Source organism: Undibacterium sp. Rencai35W, assembly GCF_049340185.1.
Lineage (GTDB): Bacteria > Pseudomonadota > Gammaproteobacteria > Burkholderiales > Burkholderiaceae_D > Undibacterium.
In genome coordinates, this window is record NZ_JBMPPC010000005.1 from 172,146 (window position 1) to 185,385 (window position 13,240).

The following is a 13,240-nucleotide window of genomic DNA, read 5'->3' on the forward strand; positions in this document are numbered from 1 at the left end:
TCAATGCTGATCTGACCGTGTCCATGGGCCGATGTCGCTTAAAAGCTGCATGTAACGCAAAAATATGCCGCAGTATCAATAAATAGGGGAGTATCGGCATAAAATGCCTTGATTGCGCAGATTATATCTACGTTATTAAAAATACTCCCACTCAGTATATAAAAACAGGATAGGCATGATAGCTTGGCGTTTCGCACGGGTAGTGATCCATTTATTCGCTGGATTATTGACCTGTGCTGTGGTGTTTCCTTTTACATCGGTACAGACGCACGAGCGCCTGGTGCGTCGCTGGTCGCAAAAACTACTCACGATTTGTACAGTCACGGTAGTGTTTAAAGACCTGAGTGATGGCGCCGTCGCAGAGCGGGCGATGATCGTATCGAATCATGTTTCCTGGCTTGATATTTTCGTTATTAACACGTTGCATCCCTGTCATTTCGTTGCCAAGTCCGATATCCGCGACTGGCCTTTGCTTGGCTGGTTATGCGAAAAAGCCGGTACGATTTTTCTCAAGCGCGGCAGACAGCGCGACGTGCGCCGTATCTACGAAGGTCTGGTGCATCAGATCGAAGCTGGCAAGCGCATCGCTTTCTTCCCCGAAGGCACGACTGCCGCACAAGGTAATGTATTGCCGTTCCATGCGAACTTATTTGAAGCCGCAATAGAAGCGCATGTCCCGGTACAGCCGCTGGTTGTGCGCTATGTGGATGCGCAAGGGCGCTTGCATGCAGCTGCTGATTTTATCGGTGACATGACGTTTGTCGACAGTATGCATGCGATTTTACGCGCACCTAAAATGACGGCTGAGCTCGTCAGATTGCCGTCGATTTCTACCGACGGTGCCCACCGTCGCGAAGTCGCGCTGGTCGCGCGGGTGGCTGTGATGAAGCAGCTCGGTATCGCGGAATAAGTTCGCGGAATAAGCTCACCAGATAAACCGCGGTGTCAGAACAAAATGTCAGAGCAAAAACCTAACCAGGCTCCTGCTGCTGCGGACAATCGATCTGTACGACATCTCTGTTTCTTAAGGATACGCCGGTTAATTTCCCACCCCATACACAGCCGGTATCGAGGCTGATCAGGTTGGGGCGCAGGACCAGTCCCATAGTTGACCAGTGGCCGAAGACCAGCGTGTGGTCCGCACTTGCTCTCGGCAGGTCAAACCATGGCGCATATCCCGCCGGTGCCGTTCCGACGCCATCTTTGCTCGCAAAATCCATGATTCCGTCACTGCTGCAAAACCGCATGCGTGTCAGCGCATTGATGATGCAGCGATAGCGGTCCGCGCCTTGTAAATGATCATTCCACTGGTTCGGTGTATTGCCATACATCTGACGTAACAGGCTGATCCAGTTCTCGCTTTGTAATTGAGTCGTAACCTCTTGCGCCAGCGACAGCGTTTGTTGCACTGACCATTGCGGGAAAACACCGGCGTGTATCAGCAGATGATCGTCAAGACAGATCGCCAGCGGGCGATGGCGCAGCCAGTCAAGTAAGTCGTCACGATCAGGCGCCTGCAGAATGTCGTCCAGCGTATCGCTGCGATGAGCGGGGCGTATGCCATTGGCTACCGCCAGCAAATGCAGATCGTGGTTGCCCAGCACGCTGTCAGCACGACCTTGCTCATGTAACTGTTTTACAAGACGCAGCGTTGCCAGCGATTGTGGCCCGCGATTGACAAGGTCACCTGCAAATAACAAGCGTGCTTGCGGAGACTGTTGTTCTATCTTGGTGAGCAGTTGCTGTAGCTGCTCACAGCAACCTTGAATGTCGCCGATGACGTAGGTGTCGACATGGCCTGATGGTGCTGTGTGCATAATCTATCCGGCTATCGGGCTCAGTGATCTGCACCAAGACGCTTGGATTCTGAGCGGCTGATCAGGGCATCTTGTTTTTGCTTGTCTCGCATGCTGACAGTCATCATCGTTGGCCAGCCAATCAGGTGTTGCTCAGTAATTTCAGCAAGTGCGCGCAGCCACTCAGGTGATTCGTTGAGGCAAGGAATATAGCTAAATTCTTTACCGCCTGCATGCAAGAATTCATCGCGGACTTCCATGGCGATTTCCTCCAATGTTTCAAGGCAATCAGCGATGAAGCCAGGGCATACTACATCGATCCGTTTGATGCCTTGTTGAGCCAAGGCTTTCACCGTGGGGGCGGTGTAGGGTTGCAGCCATTCGGCACGCCCGAGTCGCGACTGGAAGGTGACGACATACTGATCTTTGCTGAGGCCCAGTTGTTCTGCCAGCAGGCGCGCGGTTTTGTAGCATTCGCAATGGTAGGGATCGCCGCGCATTAAAAACGCTTTTGGCAAGCCATGAAAACTCATGACTAGTTTTTCGGGACGCCCGTTATTTTGCCAGTGGTTCATGATCGACAAACGCAGAGCGCGGATATACGCATCATGGTCATGGTAACTGCGCACCAGGCGTAGCTCTGGCATGTTTCGGGTACGCTGATAATGGCTGAAAACGGCATCGGCGTTAGAGCCCGTTGTGGTCGCTGAGTATTGCGGATAGGCAGGCAAAATCAAAATCCGTTCGCAGCCTTCTTCTTTTAGTTTTTGCAGCACCGTCGGGATATTTGGCGAGCCATAGCGCATGGCATATGCAACTTGTACTTCATGTCCACGCTCACCCAGATAGCCTTTGAGCAAGATGGCCTGTTTTTCGGTATGGACTTTCAGCGGAGAGCCGTCCTTACTCCAGATCGAGGCATATTTTTTCGCTGACTGACCTGAGCGAAATGGCAGAATGATCAGGTTCAAGATGCACCACCAGATCAGACGCGGCACTTCGACAACCCTCGGATCCCATAAAAATTCTTTCAGATAGCGCCGGACTGCAGACGTGGTTGGTGCATCCGGTGTACCAAGGTTAATCAGGACGACGCCGGTTTTAGTGGCTTTGCCGTGCGTATAGTCAGGTTCTTTCAGGAAGCGCATAGGTATTTTAGTAATCTTATTGGTGGTGTTAAAGTTTTTCGCAGTTGAACTGAGCTGGTCATGGTCAAAGCATTCGCTGGTTCAGGATGCCAGCAATTCCCGGGCATGTTTGCGCGTGGTCGCGGTGATTTCGATACCGCCTAGCATACGGGCAATTTCTTCTACGCGTTGCTTAGAATCGAGCCGGTCGATCTGCGATTGGGTTTTACCGTTGCTGCTGTCTTTGCTGACCTGAAAATGCTGATTTGCCTGACTCGCCACTTGCGGTAAATGCGTCACGCACAGCACCTGACGGTCTTGTCCCAGACGTTTAAGCAGGCGTCCCACGACTTCAGCAACGCCGCCTCCGATGCCGCTATCAACTTCGTCAAAGATTAGCGTCGGCGTCGCTGTCGCACATGAGGTAATCACCGAGATCGCCAGCGAGATGCGGGCGAGTTCACCCCCTGATGCCACTTTAGCGAGGGAGCGCGGTTGCACTCCGGCGTGACCTGCCACCTGGAATTCGACCTGTTCCAGCCCGTGACTAGCCGCTTCGCAAGGATGCAGGGCAATCGCAAAACTACCACCACTCATACTGAGATCCTGCATAGCGGTGGTGACTGCGGCAGCTAATTCTTTTGCTACTTTGTGACGCGCTTTGGATAGTTTTTGTGCGACCTGTTCATAGGCAGCATAGGCATTTTTCTCCTGCGTTTTGAGTGCATCGATATCGGAGGCATCGGCTAACTGCTGCAATTGCTCAGAGAGAATCGCCAGCTCCAGATGTAGAGATTCTGGTGCAACATGGAAGCGCCGCGCCGTGGCGTGCATGATTTCTAAGCGCGCTTCAACGGTACGTAAGCGAGCCGGATCCAGTTCAATCCGGTTCAGGTAGTCATTCAATGCGTAGCTGGTTTCCTGCAAATTGATGCGGGCAGAATCGAGTGCATCGACGACCGGTTGCAGCGCTACATCGTATTCGACCAGTTTCAATAAACGCTGATGCAGCGACGAGAGTTGCGACAGCATGGGATGATCGGTTTCTGAAATCAGATCGGCAGCTTCCTGCACACCTTCAAGCAAGCTGGCAGCATGCGCCAGACGGCTGTGCTCGTGGGTGATGCTCTCCCATTCACCGGCTTGAATTTGTAATTTGTCGAGTTCTTTCACCTGCCATTCCAGGCGCTCGTGCTCTAGTAATACATTTTTTGAATCGCGCTCAAACTCTTCTCTTTGCTTGACCAGATTACGCCACACCTTGAATAATTTGCCAGCTTCTTGCGCTTGCGTTTGCAAGCCACCCTGCATATCGAGCAGTGCCCGTTGTGCTTCTGATTTCAATAAAGACTGATGTGCATGCTGACCGTGGATGTCAACCAGTAATTCACCAAGTTCACGCAACTGACCTGCTGTTGCCGGTATGCCGTTGATGTAGGCTTTTGAGCGGCCGGCATTATCAATCACACGACGCAGCATCAGTTCATGGTCGTCATTAGCAAAATCGTTTTCGTTTAGCCAGGCGGTTGTGTTTTGATCAACCGAGAACTCAGCACAGATGTCGGCGCGTGCTGCACCCTCACGTACCATGCTGGCATCACCGCGCCCTCCGAGGCTCAGGCTCAGGGCATCAATCAGAATGGATTTACCTGCACCGGTCTCCCCCGTAAAGACGGTGAAACCCGCAGAAAATTCAAGTTCTATCGCATCGACGATAACAAAATCACGGATAGCAAGCGTGCGCAGCATAGGTGGTTACAGGGATAAGAAATTGAAGAAAACTGGAGTCGTCACCCAGGAAAAGGTGAGTAATCATACTCGCCGCACCGATCGTTCAGGGGCAGCAGAGCATCATTCTATTTTAACGTAAAGCCCCTTCGACGGAGGGGTATTCATTCCAGTGCAGTTTCTCGCGCAGCGTGTCATAGTAGTTCCAGCCACGTGGGTGTAAAAAGGTGATCGTATGGGCAGAGCGCTGTATCATAATTTTGTCCTGATACATCAGGCTGGCGAACGATTGCATATCAAAATTCACGCTGATATCACGTCCTGCGACGATCTCAATCACGATTTCACTTGAGTCAGGCAACACGATAGGGCGGTTAGACAGAGCATGTGGCGCGATCGGCACCATCACGATACCGCTCAGGCTGGGATGTAGCAGCGGGCCGCCAGCGGACAGCGCATATGCCGTGGATCCGGTCGGCGTAGAGACGATCAGGCCATCCGAGCGCTGGTTGTACATGAAGTGATGATCAACGTCGACCCGTAATTCCACCATGCCTGAACCGGCACCTCTCGACACCACAATATCATTGAACGCCATGCCGCTGAAAATCTGGTTGCCCTCACGTACGACGATCCCTTGCAACAGGCTGCGGCGCTCGGATTCATATTTTCCCTCTAGCATTTCTGTAATGACGGGAAACATCCGGTCCATGGGAATATCGGTAATAAAGCCGAGGCGCCCCTGGTTGATGCCGATCAGCGGCACATTGTAAGGCGCTAGCTGTCGTGCAATCCCGAGCATCGTGCCATCACCTCCGAGCACAATGGCGGCATTGGCAAATTTGCCGATTTCCGCGACATTCATGACGGTATAAGCATCTAGCAGAATGTTCTGCGCAGTTTCTTCCTCAAAGACAACGGTATGCCCGGCCTTACTCAAAAAGTCGGCAAGTTCAGTCAACGATTCGGTTATACCTGCGGCATTGTATTTGCCAACGAGTGCAATGGTTTTAGCCGAAGAAGTCATAAAGGTCAGATTTGTTAGCTAGAGTACGAAGCGTACTGTAAAACATACTATGAAACATTCGATCAAACATAGTATGAGGCATGCGAGATGACTCAGATTAGACCATAATTGCATCTGATTTGGATATTCCAAATGCGGCGACCCAGCATGAAATACGGAAAAAGTGAGCAAAGATGCAGATCCAGGCAGTTCTATTTGATTTAGATGACACCTTGTGGCCAGTCGCGCCTGTCATCCAATACGCCGAGGCGACTCTGTATCAATGGATGATGTTCAATACGCCTGAGGTTGCGAGACATTATTCAATCGAGCGGATGCGTACGTATCGTGAAAAGTTGGTCAAAACCAATCCACGTTTTCAATACGATCTCTGGTCACTGCGCCATGCATTGCTGTCGACCTTGTTTAAGGAATGTAAAGTTGATGTGAGCAAGGCGGATGAGGCAATGGCGGTATTTGCCGATGCCAGGAATAAGGTCAGTTTGTATGACGATGTGCTGCCGGGTTTGCAGGCGCTTGGCAAGCGCGTGAGACTGGGCTCCGTATCGAACGGATTTGCCGATTTGAATGAAATCGGACTGGCAGCGCATTTCAAAGTCTCTCTCGCCGCACATCGCTTCGGCTGTGCTAAACCCGATCCGCGTATTTTTACCGCAGCCTGCCATGCACTCGATCTCAAGCCAGAGCAGGTCATGTATGTCGGCGACGATCTCTTGTTAGACGTGGAGGGCGCACAAAAAGTCGGTATGCATGGCGTCTGGATGAATCGTCATCAACTAGAACAAGATAAACCACATCATGCACATATCAGACCGCATGCCGTGGTCAGTAGTTTGCATGACGTGCTTGCATTAGTTGAATGAGCTGTATTTAAAGCATCAATCAGCTCGCTGCCGTATTCGTTTTGATAAAGCTTCCGTACTTTCTTTGCGTTCGCTATAGCGACTTTCCAGAAAAAATGAGCAACTGACTCAGACGCGACGACCATCCTGATCAATCACTTTTTCTCCATCCTCTTTTATAAATTCGCCACGCTGCGGTTCGGATAAAATATCCAGAACCAGTTCCGACGGACGGCACAGCCTGGTACCGGCAGGAGTAACGACGATGGGCCGATTGATCAGTATCGGATGGCTGGTCATGAAGTCGATCAACTCATCATCAGACCATTTGCTGTCATCGAGTTGTAGCTCTTCATAGGGAGTCCCTTTTTTGCGCAATAGCTCACGTGGCGTCAGATTCATGCCGCTAATGAGCTCCAACAATTTTTCCCGGCTTGGGGGATCTTGCAGATATTCAATGACGACAGGTTCTGCGCCGGTATTACGAATCAGCGCTAAGGTGTTGCGTGATGTCCCGCACTTTGGATTGTGATAAATCGTGATAGTCATAGTCGTCAAAAGTCCTTGATGAAATTGAGTAATTGTCTGTGTAATTAAGCCCAGCAAGTAAGTCCGGTCATTAAGTCCATTCGCTACGCTCACTAACTAAACCCACTAACGAAGCCAGGCAATTAAGCTGAATTGTCGCTGGCTTATATTGGGTATGGAATACCTGCTACTGAATCTGGATAGAGTCGTGAGTGATGGGAGGATACAGCCAGCCAAACAATAAGCTTGCTGCCGCTGCGCCTGCTATTTGCGCAAGCATAAATCCACTGATATCTATCGGGCGAATCCCGGCAAACGTGTTGCTGGCAGCACGTGCCAGCGTGACGGCAGGATTGGCAAAAGACGTGGACGAGGTGAACCAATAGGCCGCTGTGATATAGGCAGCAACAGCAAATGGCGTGAGATCGGGGCGATTGCGTGAACAGCCAATAATGACGCCGATCAGGCCAAAGGTCGCGATAAATTCACTCCACCATTGTGCGGCGCCGGTACGAACATGCTCAGATGCAAAAAATGCCGGATCCTCAAACATACCATGCGCCGCTGCAACGCCGGCAAATGCACCGATTACCTGCACGACAATATAGGGCGTTACGTACGACCAGGGCAGTTTTTTTTGCCAAGCTTCCGATAAGCTCACAACAGGATTGAAGTGCGCACCGGATATGCCGCCAAACATCAGGATCAGCGCGACCAGTCCGGCACCGGTCGCTATGGCATTGGCTAGTAAAGCCAGTGCCATGTTGCCACCGGCGAGTCGCTCGGCCATGATGCCGGAGCCGACTACGACTGCAAGTAAAAACGCAGTTCCCAGTCCTTCGGCAACCAGCCGTTTGGACAAATTCGGTAAATTCATGCTGATGCTTTCGCTTCCGTATCAGCAGCGGCTGTGCAAGCTGAGGTACTTGAGCAGGGATTGCCGCCGCAGCAGTTTTCGGTCAGAAAACCTAACAAGGCATTCATCGTGGTGAAATTCGCTACATAGATCATGAAGCGGCCATTCTGAGTAACGCTGATCATATTCGCGTGAGTCAGCTCTTTTAAGTGAAAAGAGAGTGACGACGGCGCAATTCCCAGATTCTCGCTAATTTTGCTAGCGATCAGGCCGTCAGGACCGCTTTGTACCAGCAGGCGAAAAATAGCAAGCCTGGAATCTTGTGCGATCGCGGCAAGTGCGGCAACGGCTTGTTTGGTTTCCATGATGTCCCTTTTAATTCAATAATTCTATATTGATTGAAATATCAAAGTAAACGGATTTTTACTTTCTTTATTTACGGTTCTTTTCTTACGATTCATTTTTCACCATAGATTTTTATGCCATTCATCTCTCACTGACATAGAATATCTTTATGGAACTTGATATCCGCGCACAAACATTATTGAAAGCCCTGGTAGAACGCTACATTGCTGATGGCCAGCCGGTAGGTTCCCGGGCCTTGTCTAAAATTTCCGGTCTGGAGTTATCACCTGCGACCATCCGCAATGTGATGGCGGATCTCGAAGAGATGGGTTTCGTGGCGAGTCCGCACACTTCGGCAGGACGTGTTCCTACACCGCGGGGATATCGTGTTTTTGTCGATAAATTGCTGACGGTACAAGAAATTGACGGTACCGCGCTGGAATCCCGGATGCAGGCGAATGTATTTGCCAATTCACCGCAAAAAATCATCTCGAATGCTGCCCAGGTTTTATCGTCGCTGTCGCAATTTGCCGGAGTCGTGATGACGCCGCGACATGAATCTATTTTTCAGCAAGTGGAGTTTTTGCGCTTGTCTGAAAAAAGGATTTTGCTGGTTGTGGTTGCGCCGAACGGCGAGGTACATAATCGCTTGTTGCTGACCGATGTTGACTACAATGCTTCGCAATTGGTACAGGCAGCAAACTATCTGAATCAGAATTTTGGCGGCTTGAGTTTTGAAGATGCCCGGTTGCGTATCAACAGCGAATTACGTCAGTTGCAAAACGATATGACGCGTCTGATGCAGGCGGCTGTCGAGGCGGGTAGCGACGCGATGTCGGATCAGTCTGATGAAGTCGTGATTTCCGGTGAACGCAATTTGTTGAACGTCCAGGATCTGTCGAATAACATGACTTCTTTGCGTAAACTATTTGATATGTTCGAACAAAAAACCGGCCTGATGCAGTTGCTGGATGTGTCGAGTAAGGCAACTGGCGTGCAGATTTTTATCGGTGGTGAATCGCAGTTGGTGCCGATGGACGAAATGAGTATTGTCACTGCGCCCTATGGCGTGAACGGCAAAATTGTAGGTACTCTGGGTGTAATTGGTCCGACACGCATGGCGTATGAGCGTGTCATTCCGATTGTAGATATTACGGCGAAATTACTTTCTAATGCCTTAGGTTCTGTGAACAATTAACTTGTCGTGGTGATGGCATCGTGATTGTGATCAGACATTCAGTCAGTGAAGATACGTATGCATAACAAAGACATCTCTATTTTGATCGTTGATGACAACGAAGCGACGCGTGAAGTGTTACGTGTCATCCTGCGCAGCGAGGCTTACAACGTGATCGGTGAGGCGGCTGACGGCAGTACTGGTTTGGAGATGGCGGTCAAGTTAAAGCCAAAAATCATTTTGCTTGATGTGGTGATGCCTAAAATCAGCGGACTGGAAATTTTGCCAAAGATTAAAGAAGCGTTGCCAGACGTGAAGGTGCTGATGGTCACCGCGAATAAGGATCAGGATACGGTAAGTGAGGCGGTTAAAGCAGGCATCCATGGCTTCATTGTGAAACCGTTTAATGCACAGCGTGTGCTGGATACCGTCGCCAGTGTGGTTGTAAAGTTAGGTAAATAGCGCCTTATGCTTTACGTGCTTTGTGTTCGCAATTGACTTTTGTGCAGTTGCCATACAGCGCTAGAGCATGCTCTGCAATAGTAAAGCCGCGCTCCTGGGCGACCGCTTGCTGGCGTTTTTCAATTTGTTCATCAAAGAACTCTTCCACCAGACCGCAGTCCAAGCAGACCAGATGGTCATGGTGCGTACCTTCGTTCAGCTCAAAAATTGCCTTGCCAGTTTCAAAATGATTGCGATGTAGCAAGCCGGCTTGTTCAAACTGAGTCAGAACGCGATACACCGTTGCCAGTCCGACGTCCATATTTTCGTTGAGCAGGATTTTATAGACGTCTTCTGCTGTCAGATGACGAATCGAACTGTTTTGGAAAATTTCCAGAATTTTCAATCTTGGCAAAGTCGCCTTGAGGCCGCTGGATTTGAGGTCAGTAGTGGAATTCGTCATGTTTTCAGTAAAAAAAGGTCTATCTGCTTTATGATATAGGGTTTAAAGCTTAACTCAAAGTAAATCACCAGCAGATTTGTCGGCGATTTTCTCAAGCCTATATATCCAGCTAGATTGAGCTAAGCAACGGCCCAGCCGTGAATTATTTGCAAACTGTACACTGTTGCACACACATTGAGGTTAACACTATGCGATTGTTGTTCCCTGAAGCATCCAAAGGCATGCCACTACGATTGACGGCGATGGCTTTTGCCTTGAGTTTGTCTGGTTGTGCCTTGTTTAATCCTATGGTTGAGGCACCTGCTGCGACAAAACTCACCGCGACAACGGATGCGGCGGCGACTGGAGCGTCTACTGCGGCATCGACCGATGCACAGATTGTTGGTCGTACCGGTGTTTCTAAATTCCTCGGTTATATCTCGCCTTACCGCATTACCATTCAACAAGGTAATTTTGTTTCTCAAGAAATGATGTCGCAGCTCAAAGAGGGTATGACCCGTGAGCAAGTGCGCTTTTTGCTGGGCACGGCCTTGTTGACAGATATGTTCCATGAAGATCGCTGGGATTATCCTTTCCGTCTACAAAAACCAAACGGCGATCTGATTACCAGCCGTGTTGCCGTGTTTTTTAAGAATAATACGGTGCAGCGTTTTGAGGGCGGTAATTTGCCGACAGAAAAAGACTACCTCGCCCACATCACGACCTCGGCTATTGGCGTCAGAGCGGAATCCTCTATCCTGACAACGGATAAAGACAAGAAAAAATAATCAGGATAACCAGCATGAGTGCATTGAAAATTGCGGTGGCCGGTGCTTCCGGTCGCATGGGTAAAATGTTAATAGAAGCGATCGCTGCCGCCGACGACACGGTGTTGGTCGGCGCGATTGATGTCGCAGCATCGCCTGCTATCGGTACGGATGCCGCTGCGAGTATGGGTAAGCCAGCCGGTGTTTTGATCGAATCTGATTTATCCAGGGGCCTGGCTGATGCCGACTTTTTGATCGACTTTACCCGTCCTGAAGGCACGCTGACTCATCTGGCCTATTGTGCCGAACATGGCATCAAGATGATCATTGGTACGACAGGTTTTGATGAAGAAGGCAAAGCCGCAATCGCTGCGGCAGCTCAAAAAACAGCTATTGTGTTCGCACCGAACATGAGTGTCGGCGTCAATGTGACCTTGAAATTGCTGGAAATGGCAGCAAAAAGTTTTGCTCAGGGCTATGACATCGAAATCATCGAGGCGCATCACCGCCATAAGGTCGATGCACCATCCGGTACCGCACTGAAAATGGGTGAAGTCATTGCTGATACGCTGGGTCGTGATCTGAACGAGGTCGGCGTATTCGCCCGTGAGGGTGTGACCGGTGAGCGGGATCCATCCTCGATCGGTTTTGCGACGATTCGTGGTGGTGATATTGTTGGCGACCATACAGTGATGTTTGCCGGCATCGGCGAGCGCGTAGAAATTAGCCACAAATCTTCAAGCCGTATCAATTATGCTCATGGCAGCTTGCGCGCAACACGCTTTCTGGCAGACAAGCAGACAGGTTTATACGATATGTACGACGTGCTCGGACTGAATTAAGCGACTCAGGCAAATCGCTCCGGCGGCATTTATTTTGTTGCCGCTGCGTGCGGGTGCGTTTTGCTGAAAAAGTTGGCAGTAGCCCCTAACAGCTCATCATGCATGTTTTGCCTCTTCTCTTTATCTGTCGTACTTAGTCATATGTTTGTTCGCTCGATACATCTTCATTCCTCTTTTAGCTGAGATACAAGCAGAACCCTATGAATCCGACGATTTCCCATTACTGGGCGCAAGTGGATGAATTCAGTCACCTCATTGCCTATGTATTGCTGGCGATGTCCTTGTTCAGCTGGTTCATTTTGTTATACAAGTCCTGGTCGTTCTGGCGCATCCGCCGCGCTGCGGCGGCATTGTCCAATTTCTGGAAAGCGCCTGGTTTTGCCGATGCGCTGGCATTGTTGAACCAGGCTGATCTTGAAGAAATTTATGCGCCTCTCGCGAGAGCGTCGATAGAAGCGACAGCACCTGAAAACTTAAACGTTAGCCTGAATGCCAGAGCCAGTCTCGATGACGTACTGACGAGGGTACTGCGACAACAACTAAACATTGCCACTGTCAGATTGGAAGCAGGTTTAAGCGTGCTCGCCTCAATCGGCGCAACAGCCCCGTTTGTCGGTTTGCTAGGAACGGTCTGGGGTATCTATCATGCACTGACTACTGTTGCAGGCGCAGGCAGCGTGCAGATTGCCCAGGTCGCCGGTCCGGTAGGCGAGGCGCTGATCATGACGGCACTGGGTTTGCTGGTGGCGATTCCAGCGGTGCTGGCGTATAACGCGTTTAACCGCTTAAACCGGATTTGTCAGGCAGAGCTGGATGCGTTTGCCTACGACTTGCATGCGCACCTGACTAAGGCCTAATCGCGATGGCCTTTGGTAAATTCAGCCGCAATGATTTGACTTCAAAAACGCCCGTGTCCATGGCTGACATCAACGTCACACCGATGGTTGATGTGATGCTGGTGTTGCTGGTGATCTTCATCATTACCGCGCCCTTGCTGACACAATCGATCAAGTTAGAGTTGCCCGCCGCCAAATCGACGGCCTCCCCGGATAAGCCCGACACCATCAGCCTGTCGTTTGACGCGCGGGGACAATTGTTTTGGGGCAAAGTACCGATCAGTTTTCGTGATTTAGACCTTAAATTGGCAGAGGCCGCAAAAAAACAACCGCAGCCGGAGCTGCAATTGCGTGCTGATAAGGCAACACGTTACGACATCATCGCGCAGGTCATGGCGGCTGCGCAGGCGCAGGGCTTGGATAAAATCGGCTTTGTTACTGATCCGGCCTCCGCGACATCTCCGTCGCAGTCCAGATAAACCCGCA

General features: G+C 50.5%; 16 protein-coding genes. 8 read left to right on the forward strand and 8 right to left on the reverse strand.

Annotation, left to right across the window (positions count from 1 at the left end; genetic code table 11):
* The first annotated feature begins 175 nt into the window (after nucleotides 1–175).
* Nucleotides 176–910: a lysophospholipid acyltransferase family protein gene (locus tag ACO0K3_RS12660; RefSeq protein ID WP_422985091.1), complete on the forward strand. Its 735-nt coding sequence runs from the start codon at nucleotides 176–178 to the stop codon at nucleotides 908–910.
* A 61-nt stretch (nucleotides 911–971) separates the two neighbouring features.
* Here ACO0K3_RS12660 and ACO0K3_RS12665 read toward each other — a convergent pair whose 3' ends face one another.
* From ACO0K3_RS12665 to ACO0K3_RS12680, 4 genes are all read right to left on the reverse strand, one after another.
* Nucleotides 972–1,817 carry a symmetrical bis(5'-nucleosyl)-tetraphosphatase gene (locus ACO0K3_RS12665; RefSeq protein ID WP_422985093.1) on the reverse strand — a complete coding sequence of 282 codons (846 nt, stop codon included), beginning with the start codon at nucleotides 1,815–1,817 and terminating at the stop codon, nucleotides 972–974.
* Between the two features lie 20 nt (nucleotides 1,818–1,837).
* The gene (hemH, locus tag ACO0K3_RS12670; RefSeq protein ID WP_422985095.1) at nucleotides 1,838–2,944 is read right to left on the reverse strand and encodes a ferrochelatase; all 1,107 of its coding nucleotides are present in this window, start codon (nucleotides 2,942–2,944) and stop codon (nucleotides 1,838–1,840) included.
* A gap of 81 nt (nucleotides 2,945–3,025) precedes the next feature.
* Entirely contained in the window at nucleotides 3,026–4,672 is a 1,647-nt protein-coding gene (gene recN / locus ACO0K3_RS12675; protein WP_422985097.1) for a DNA repair protein RecN, read from the reverse strand.
* A gap of 112 nt (nucleotides 4,673–4,784) precedes the next feature.
* On the reverse strand, nucleotides 4,785–5,678 hold the full coding sequence (locus ACO0K3_RS12680) for an NAD kinase (protein ID WP_422985099.1): 894 nt from the start codon (nucleotides 5,676–5,678) through the stop codon (nucleotides 4,785–4,787).
* A gap of 173 nt (nucleotides 5,679–5,851) precedes the next feature.
* Between ACO0K3_RS12680 and ACO0K3_RS12685 the strand changes: the two genes are divergently transcribed.
* Nucleotides 5,852–6,541, forward strand: a complete 690-nt coding sequence (locus tag ACO0K3_RS12685) for an HAD family hydrolase (protein ID WP_422985101.1) — start codon at nucleotides 5,852–5,854, stop codon at nucleotides 6,539–6,541.
* 108 nt (nucleotides 6,542–6,649) lie between these two features.
* On the opposite strand, the gene arsC is transcribed toward ACO0K3_RS12685, so the two are convergent.
* The 3 genes from arsC to ACO0K3_RS12700 form a co-directional block, all read right to left on the reverse strand.
* Complete coding sequence (gene arsC / locus ACO0K3_RS12690) at nucleotides 6,650–7,069, reverse strand: arsenate reductase (glutaredoxin) (RefSeq protein WP_422985103.1); 420 nt, start codon at nucleotides 7,067–7,069, stop codon at nucleotides 6,650–6,652.
* A 166-nt stretch (nucleotides 7,070–7,235) separates the two neighbouring features.
* Nucleotides 7,236–7,925 (reverse strand): aquaporin, encoded by a 690-nt coding sequence (locus ACO0K3_RS12695; protein WP_422985105.1) that lies wholly within the window; start codon nucleotides 7,923–7,925, stop codon nucleotides 7,236–7,238.
* Nucleotides 7,922–8,269: an ArsR/SmtB family transcription factor gene (locus ACO0K3_RS12700; protein ID WP_422985107.1), complete on the reverse strand. Its 348-nt coding sequence runs from the start codon at nucleotides 8,267–8,269 to the stop codon at nucleotides 7,922–7,924. The genes ACO0K3_RS12695 and ACO0K3_RS12700 overlap by 4 nt, the downstream gene beginning before the upstream one ends.
* 149 nt (nucleotides 8,270–8,418) lie before the next feature.
* On the opposite strand from ACO0K3_RS12700, the gene hrcA reads away from it, so the two are divergent.
* Together hrcA and ACO0K3_RS12710 are read left to right on the forward strand one after the other, a co-directional pair.
* Nucleotides 8,419–9,447 carry a heat-inducible transcriptional repressor HrcA gene (gene hrcA, locus ACO0K3_RS12705; RefSeq protein ID WP_422985109.1) on the forward strand — a complete coding sequence of 343 codons (1,029 nt, stop codon included), beginning with the start codon at nucleotides 8,419–8,421 and terminating at the stop codon, nucleotides 9,445–9,447.
* 57 nt (nucleotides 9,448–9,504) lie between these two features.
* Complete coding sequence (locus ACO0K3_RS12710; RefSeq protein WP_422985111.1) at nucleotides 9,505–9,888, forward strand: response regulator; 384 nt, start codon at nucleotides 9,505–9,507, stop codon at nucleotides 9,886–9,888.
* Between the two features lie 4 nt (nucleotides 9,889–9,892).
* Here ACO0K3_RS12710 and fur read toward each other — a convergent pair whose 3' ends face one another.
* Nucleotides 9,893–10,330: a ferric iron uptake transcriptional regulator gene (gene fur / locus ACO0K3_RS12715; RefSeq protein ID WP_422985113.1), complete on the reverse strand. Its 438-nt coding sequence runs from the start codon at nucleotides 10,328–10,330 to the stop codon at nucleotides 9,893–9,895.
* Between the two features lie 188 nt (nucleotides 10,331–10,518).
* Between fur and ACO0K3_RS12720 the strand changes: the two genes are divergently transcribed.
* The 4 genes from ACO0K3_RS12720 to ACO0K3_RS12735 all read left to right on the forward strand — a co-directional run bounded on the left by ACO0K3_RS12720 (nucleotide 10,519) and on the right by ACO0K3_RS12735 (nucleotide 13,233).
* On the forward strand, nucleotides 10,519–11,097 hold the full coding sequence (locus ACO0K3_RS12720; protein WP_422985115.1) for an outer membrane protein assembly factor BamE: 579 nt from the start codon (nucleotides 10,519–10,521) through the stop codon (nucleotides 11,095–11,097).
* Nucleotides 11,098–11,111: 14 nt separating this feature from the next.
* Nucleotides 11,112–11,918: a 4-hydroxy-tetrahydrodipicolinate reductase gene (gene dapB, locus ACO0K3_RS12725; protein WP_422985117.1), complete on the forward strand. Its 807-nt coding sequence runs from the start codon at nucleotides 11,112–11,114 to the stop codon at nucleotides 11,916–11,918.
* 200 nt (nucleotides 11,919–12,118) lie between these two features.
* Complete coding sequence (locus tag ACO0K3_RS12730; protein ID WP_422985119.1) at nucleotides 12,119–12,775, forward strand: MotA/TolQ/ExbB proton channel family protein; 657 nt, start codon at nucleotides 12,119–12,121, stop codon at nucleotides 12,773–12,775.
* A 5-nt stretch (nucleotides 12,776–12,780) separates the two neighbouring features.
* Entirely contained in the window at nucleotides 12,781–13,233 is a 453-nt protein-coding gene (locus ACO0K3_RS12735; RefSeq protein ID WP_422985121.1) for an ExbD/TolR family protein, read from the forward strand.
* Nucleotides 13,234–13,240: the final 7 nt, after the last annotated feature.

Excerpts from the sequence above, each read along its gene's own strand:
- ACO0K3_RS12660 (WP_422985091.1), top strand. The coding sequence starts at position 176 with ATGATAGCTTGGCGTTTCGCACGGGTAGTGATCCATTTATTCGCTGGA.
- ACO0K3_RS12685 (WP_422985101.1), top strand. The coding sequence starts at position 5,852 with ATGCAGATCCAGGCAGTTCTATTTGATTTAGATGACACCTTGTGGCCA.
- ACO0K3_RS12665 (WP_422985093.1), bottom strand. The coding sequence starts at position 1,817 with ATGCACACAGCACCATCAGGCCATGTCGACACCTACGTCATCGGCGAC.
- arsC (WP_422985103.1), bottom strand. The coding sequence starts at position 7,069 with ATGACTATCACGATTTATCACAATCCAAAGTGCGGGACATCACGCAAC.
- ACO0K3_RS12720 (WP_422985115.1), top strand. The coding sequence starts at position 10,519 with ATGCGATTGTTGTTCCCTGAAGCATCCAAAGGCATGCCACTACGATTG.
- hemH (WP_422985095.1), bottom strand. The coding sequence starts at position 2,944 with ATGCGCTTCCTGAAAGAACCTGACTATACGCACGGCAAAGCCACTAAA.
- ACO0K3_RS12735 (WP_422985121.1), top strand. The coding sequence starts at position 12,781 with ATGGCCTTTGGTAAATTCAGCCGCAATGATTTGACTTCAAAAACGCCC.
- ACO0K3_RS12680 (WP_422985099.1), bottom strand. The coding sequence starts at position 5,678 with ATGACTTCTTCGGCTAAAACCATTGCACTCGTTGGCAAATACAATGCC.
- fur (WP_422985113.1), bottom strand. The coding sequence starts at position 10,330 with ATGACGAATTCCACTACTGACCTCAAATCCAGCGGCCTCAAGGCGACT.
- ACO0K3_RS12730 (WP_422985119.1), top strand. The coding sequence starts at position 12,119 with ATGAATCCGACGATTTCCCATTACTGGGCGCAAGTGGATGAATTCAGT.
- ACO0K3_RS12710 (WP_422985111.1), top strand. The coding sequence starts at position 9,505 with ATGCATAACAAAGACATCTCTATTTTGATCGTTGATGACAACGAAGCG.
- ACO0K3_RS12700 (WP_422985107.1), bottom strand. The coding sequence starts at position 8,269 with ATGGAAACCAAACAAGCCGTTGCCGCACTTGCCGCGATCGCACAAGAT.
- hrcA (WP_422985109.1), top strand. The coding sequence starts at position 8,419 with ATGGAACTTGATATCCGCGCACAAACATTATTGAAAGCCCTGGTAGAA.
- dapB (WP_422985117.1), top strand. The coding sequence starts at position 11,112 with ATGAGTGCATTGAAAATTGCGGTGGCCGGTGCTTCCGGTCGCATGGGT.
- recN (WP_422985097.1), bottom strand. The coding sequence starts at position 4,672 with ATGCTGCGCACGCTTGCTATCCGTGATTTTGTTATCGTCGATGCGATA.
- ACO0K3_RS12695 (WP_422985105.1), bottom strand. The coding sequence starts at position 7,925 with ATGAATTTACCGAATTTGTCCAAACGGCTGGTTGCCGAAGGACTGGGA.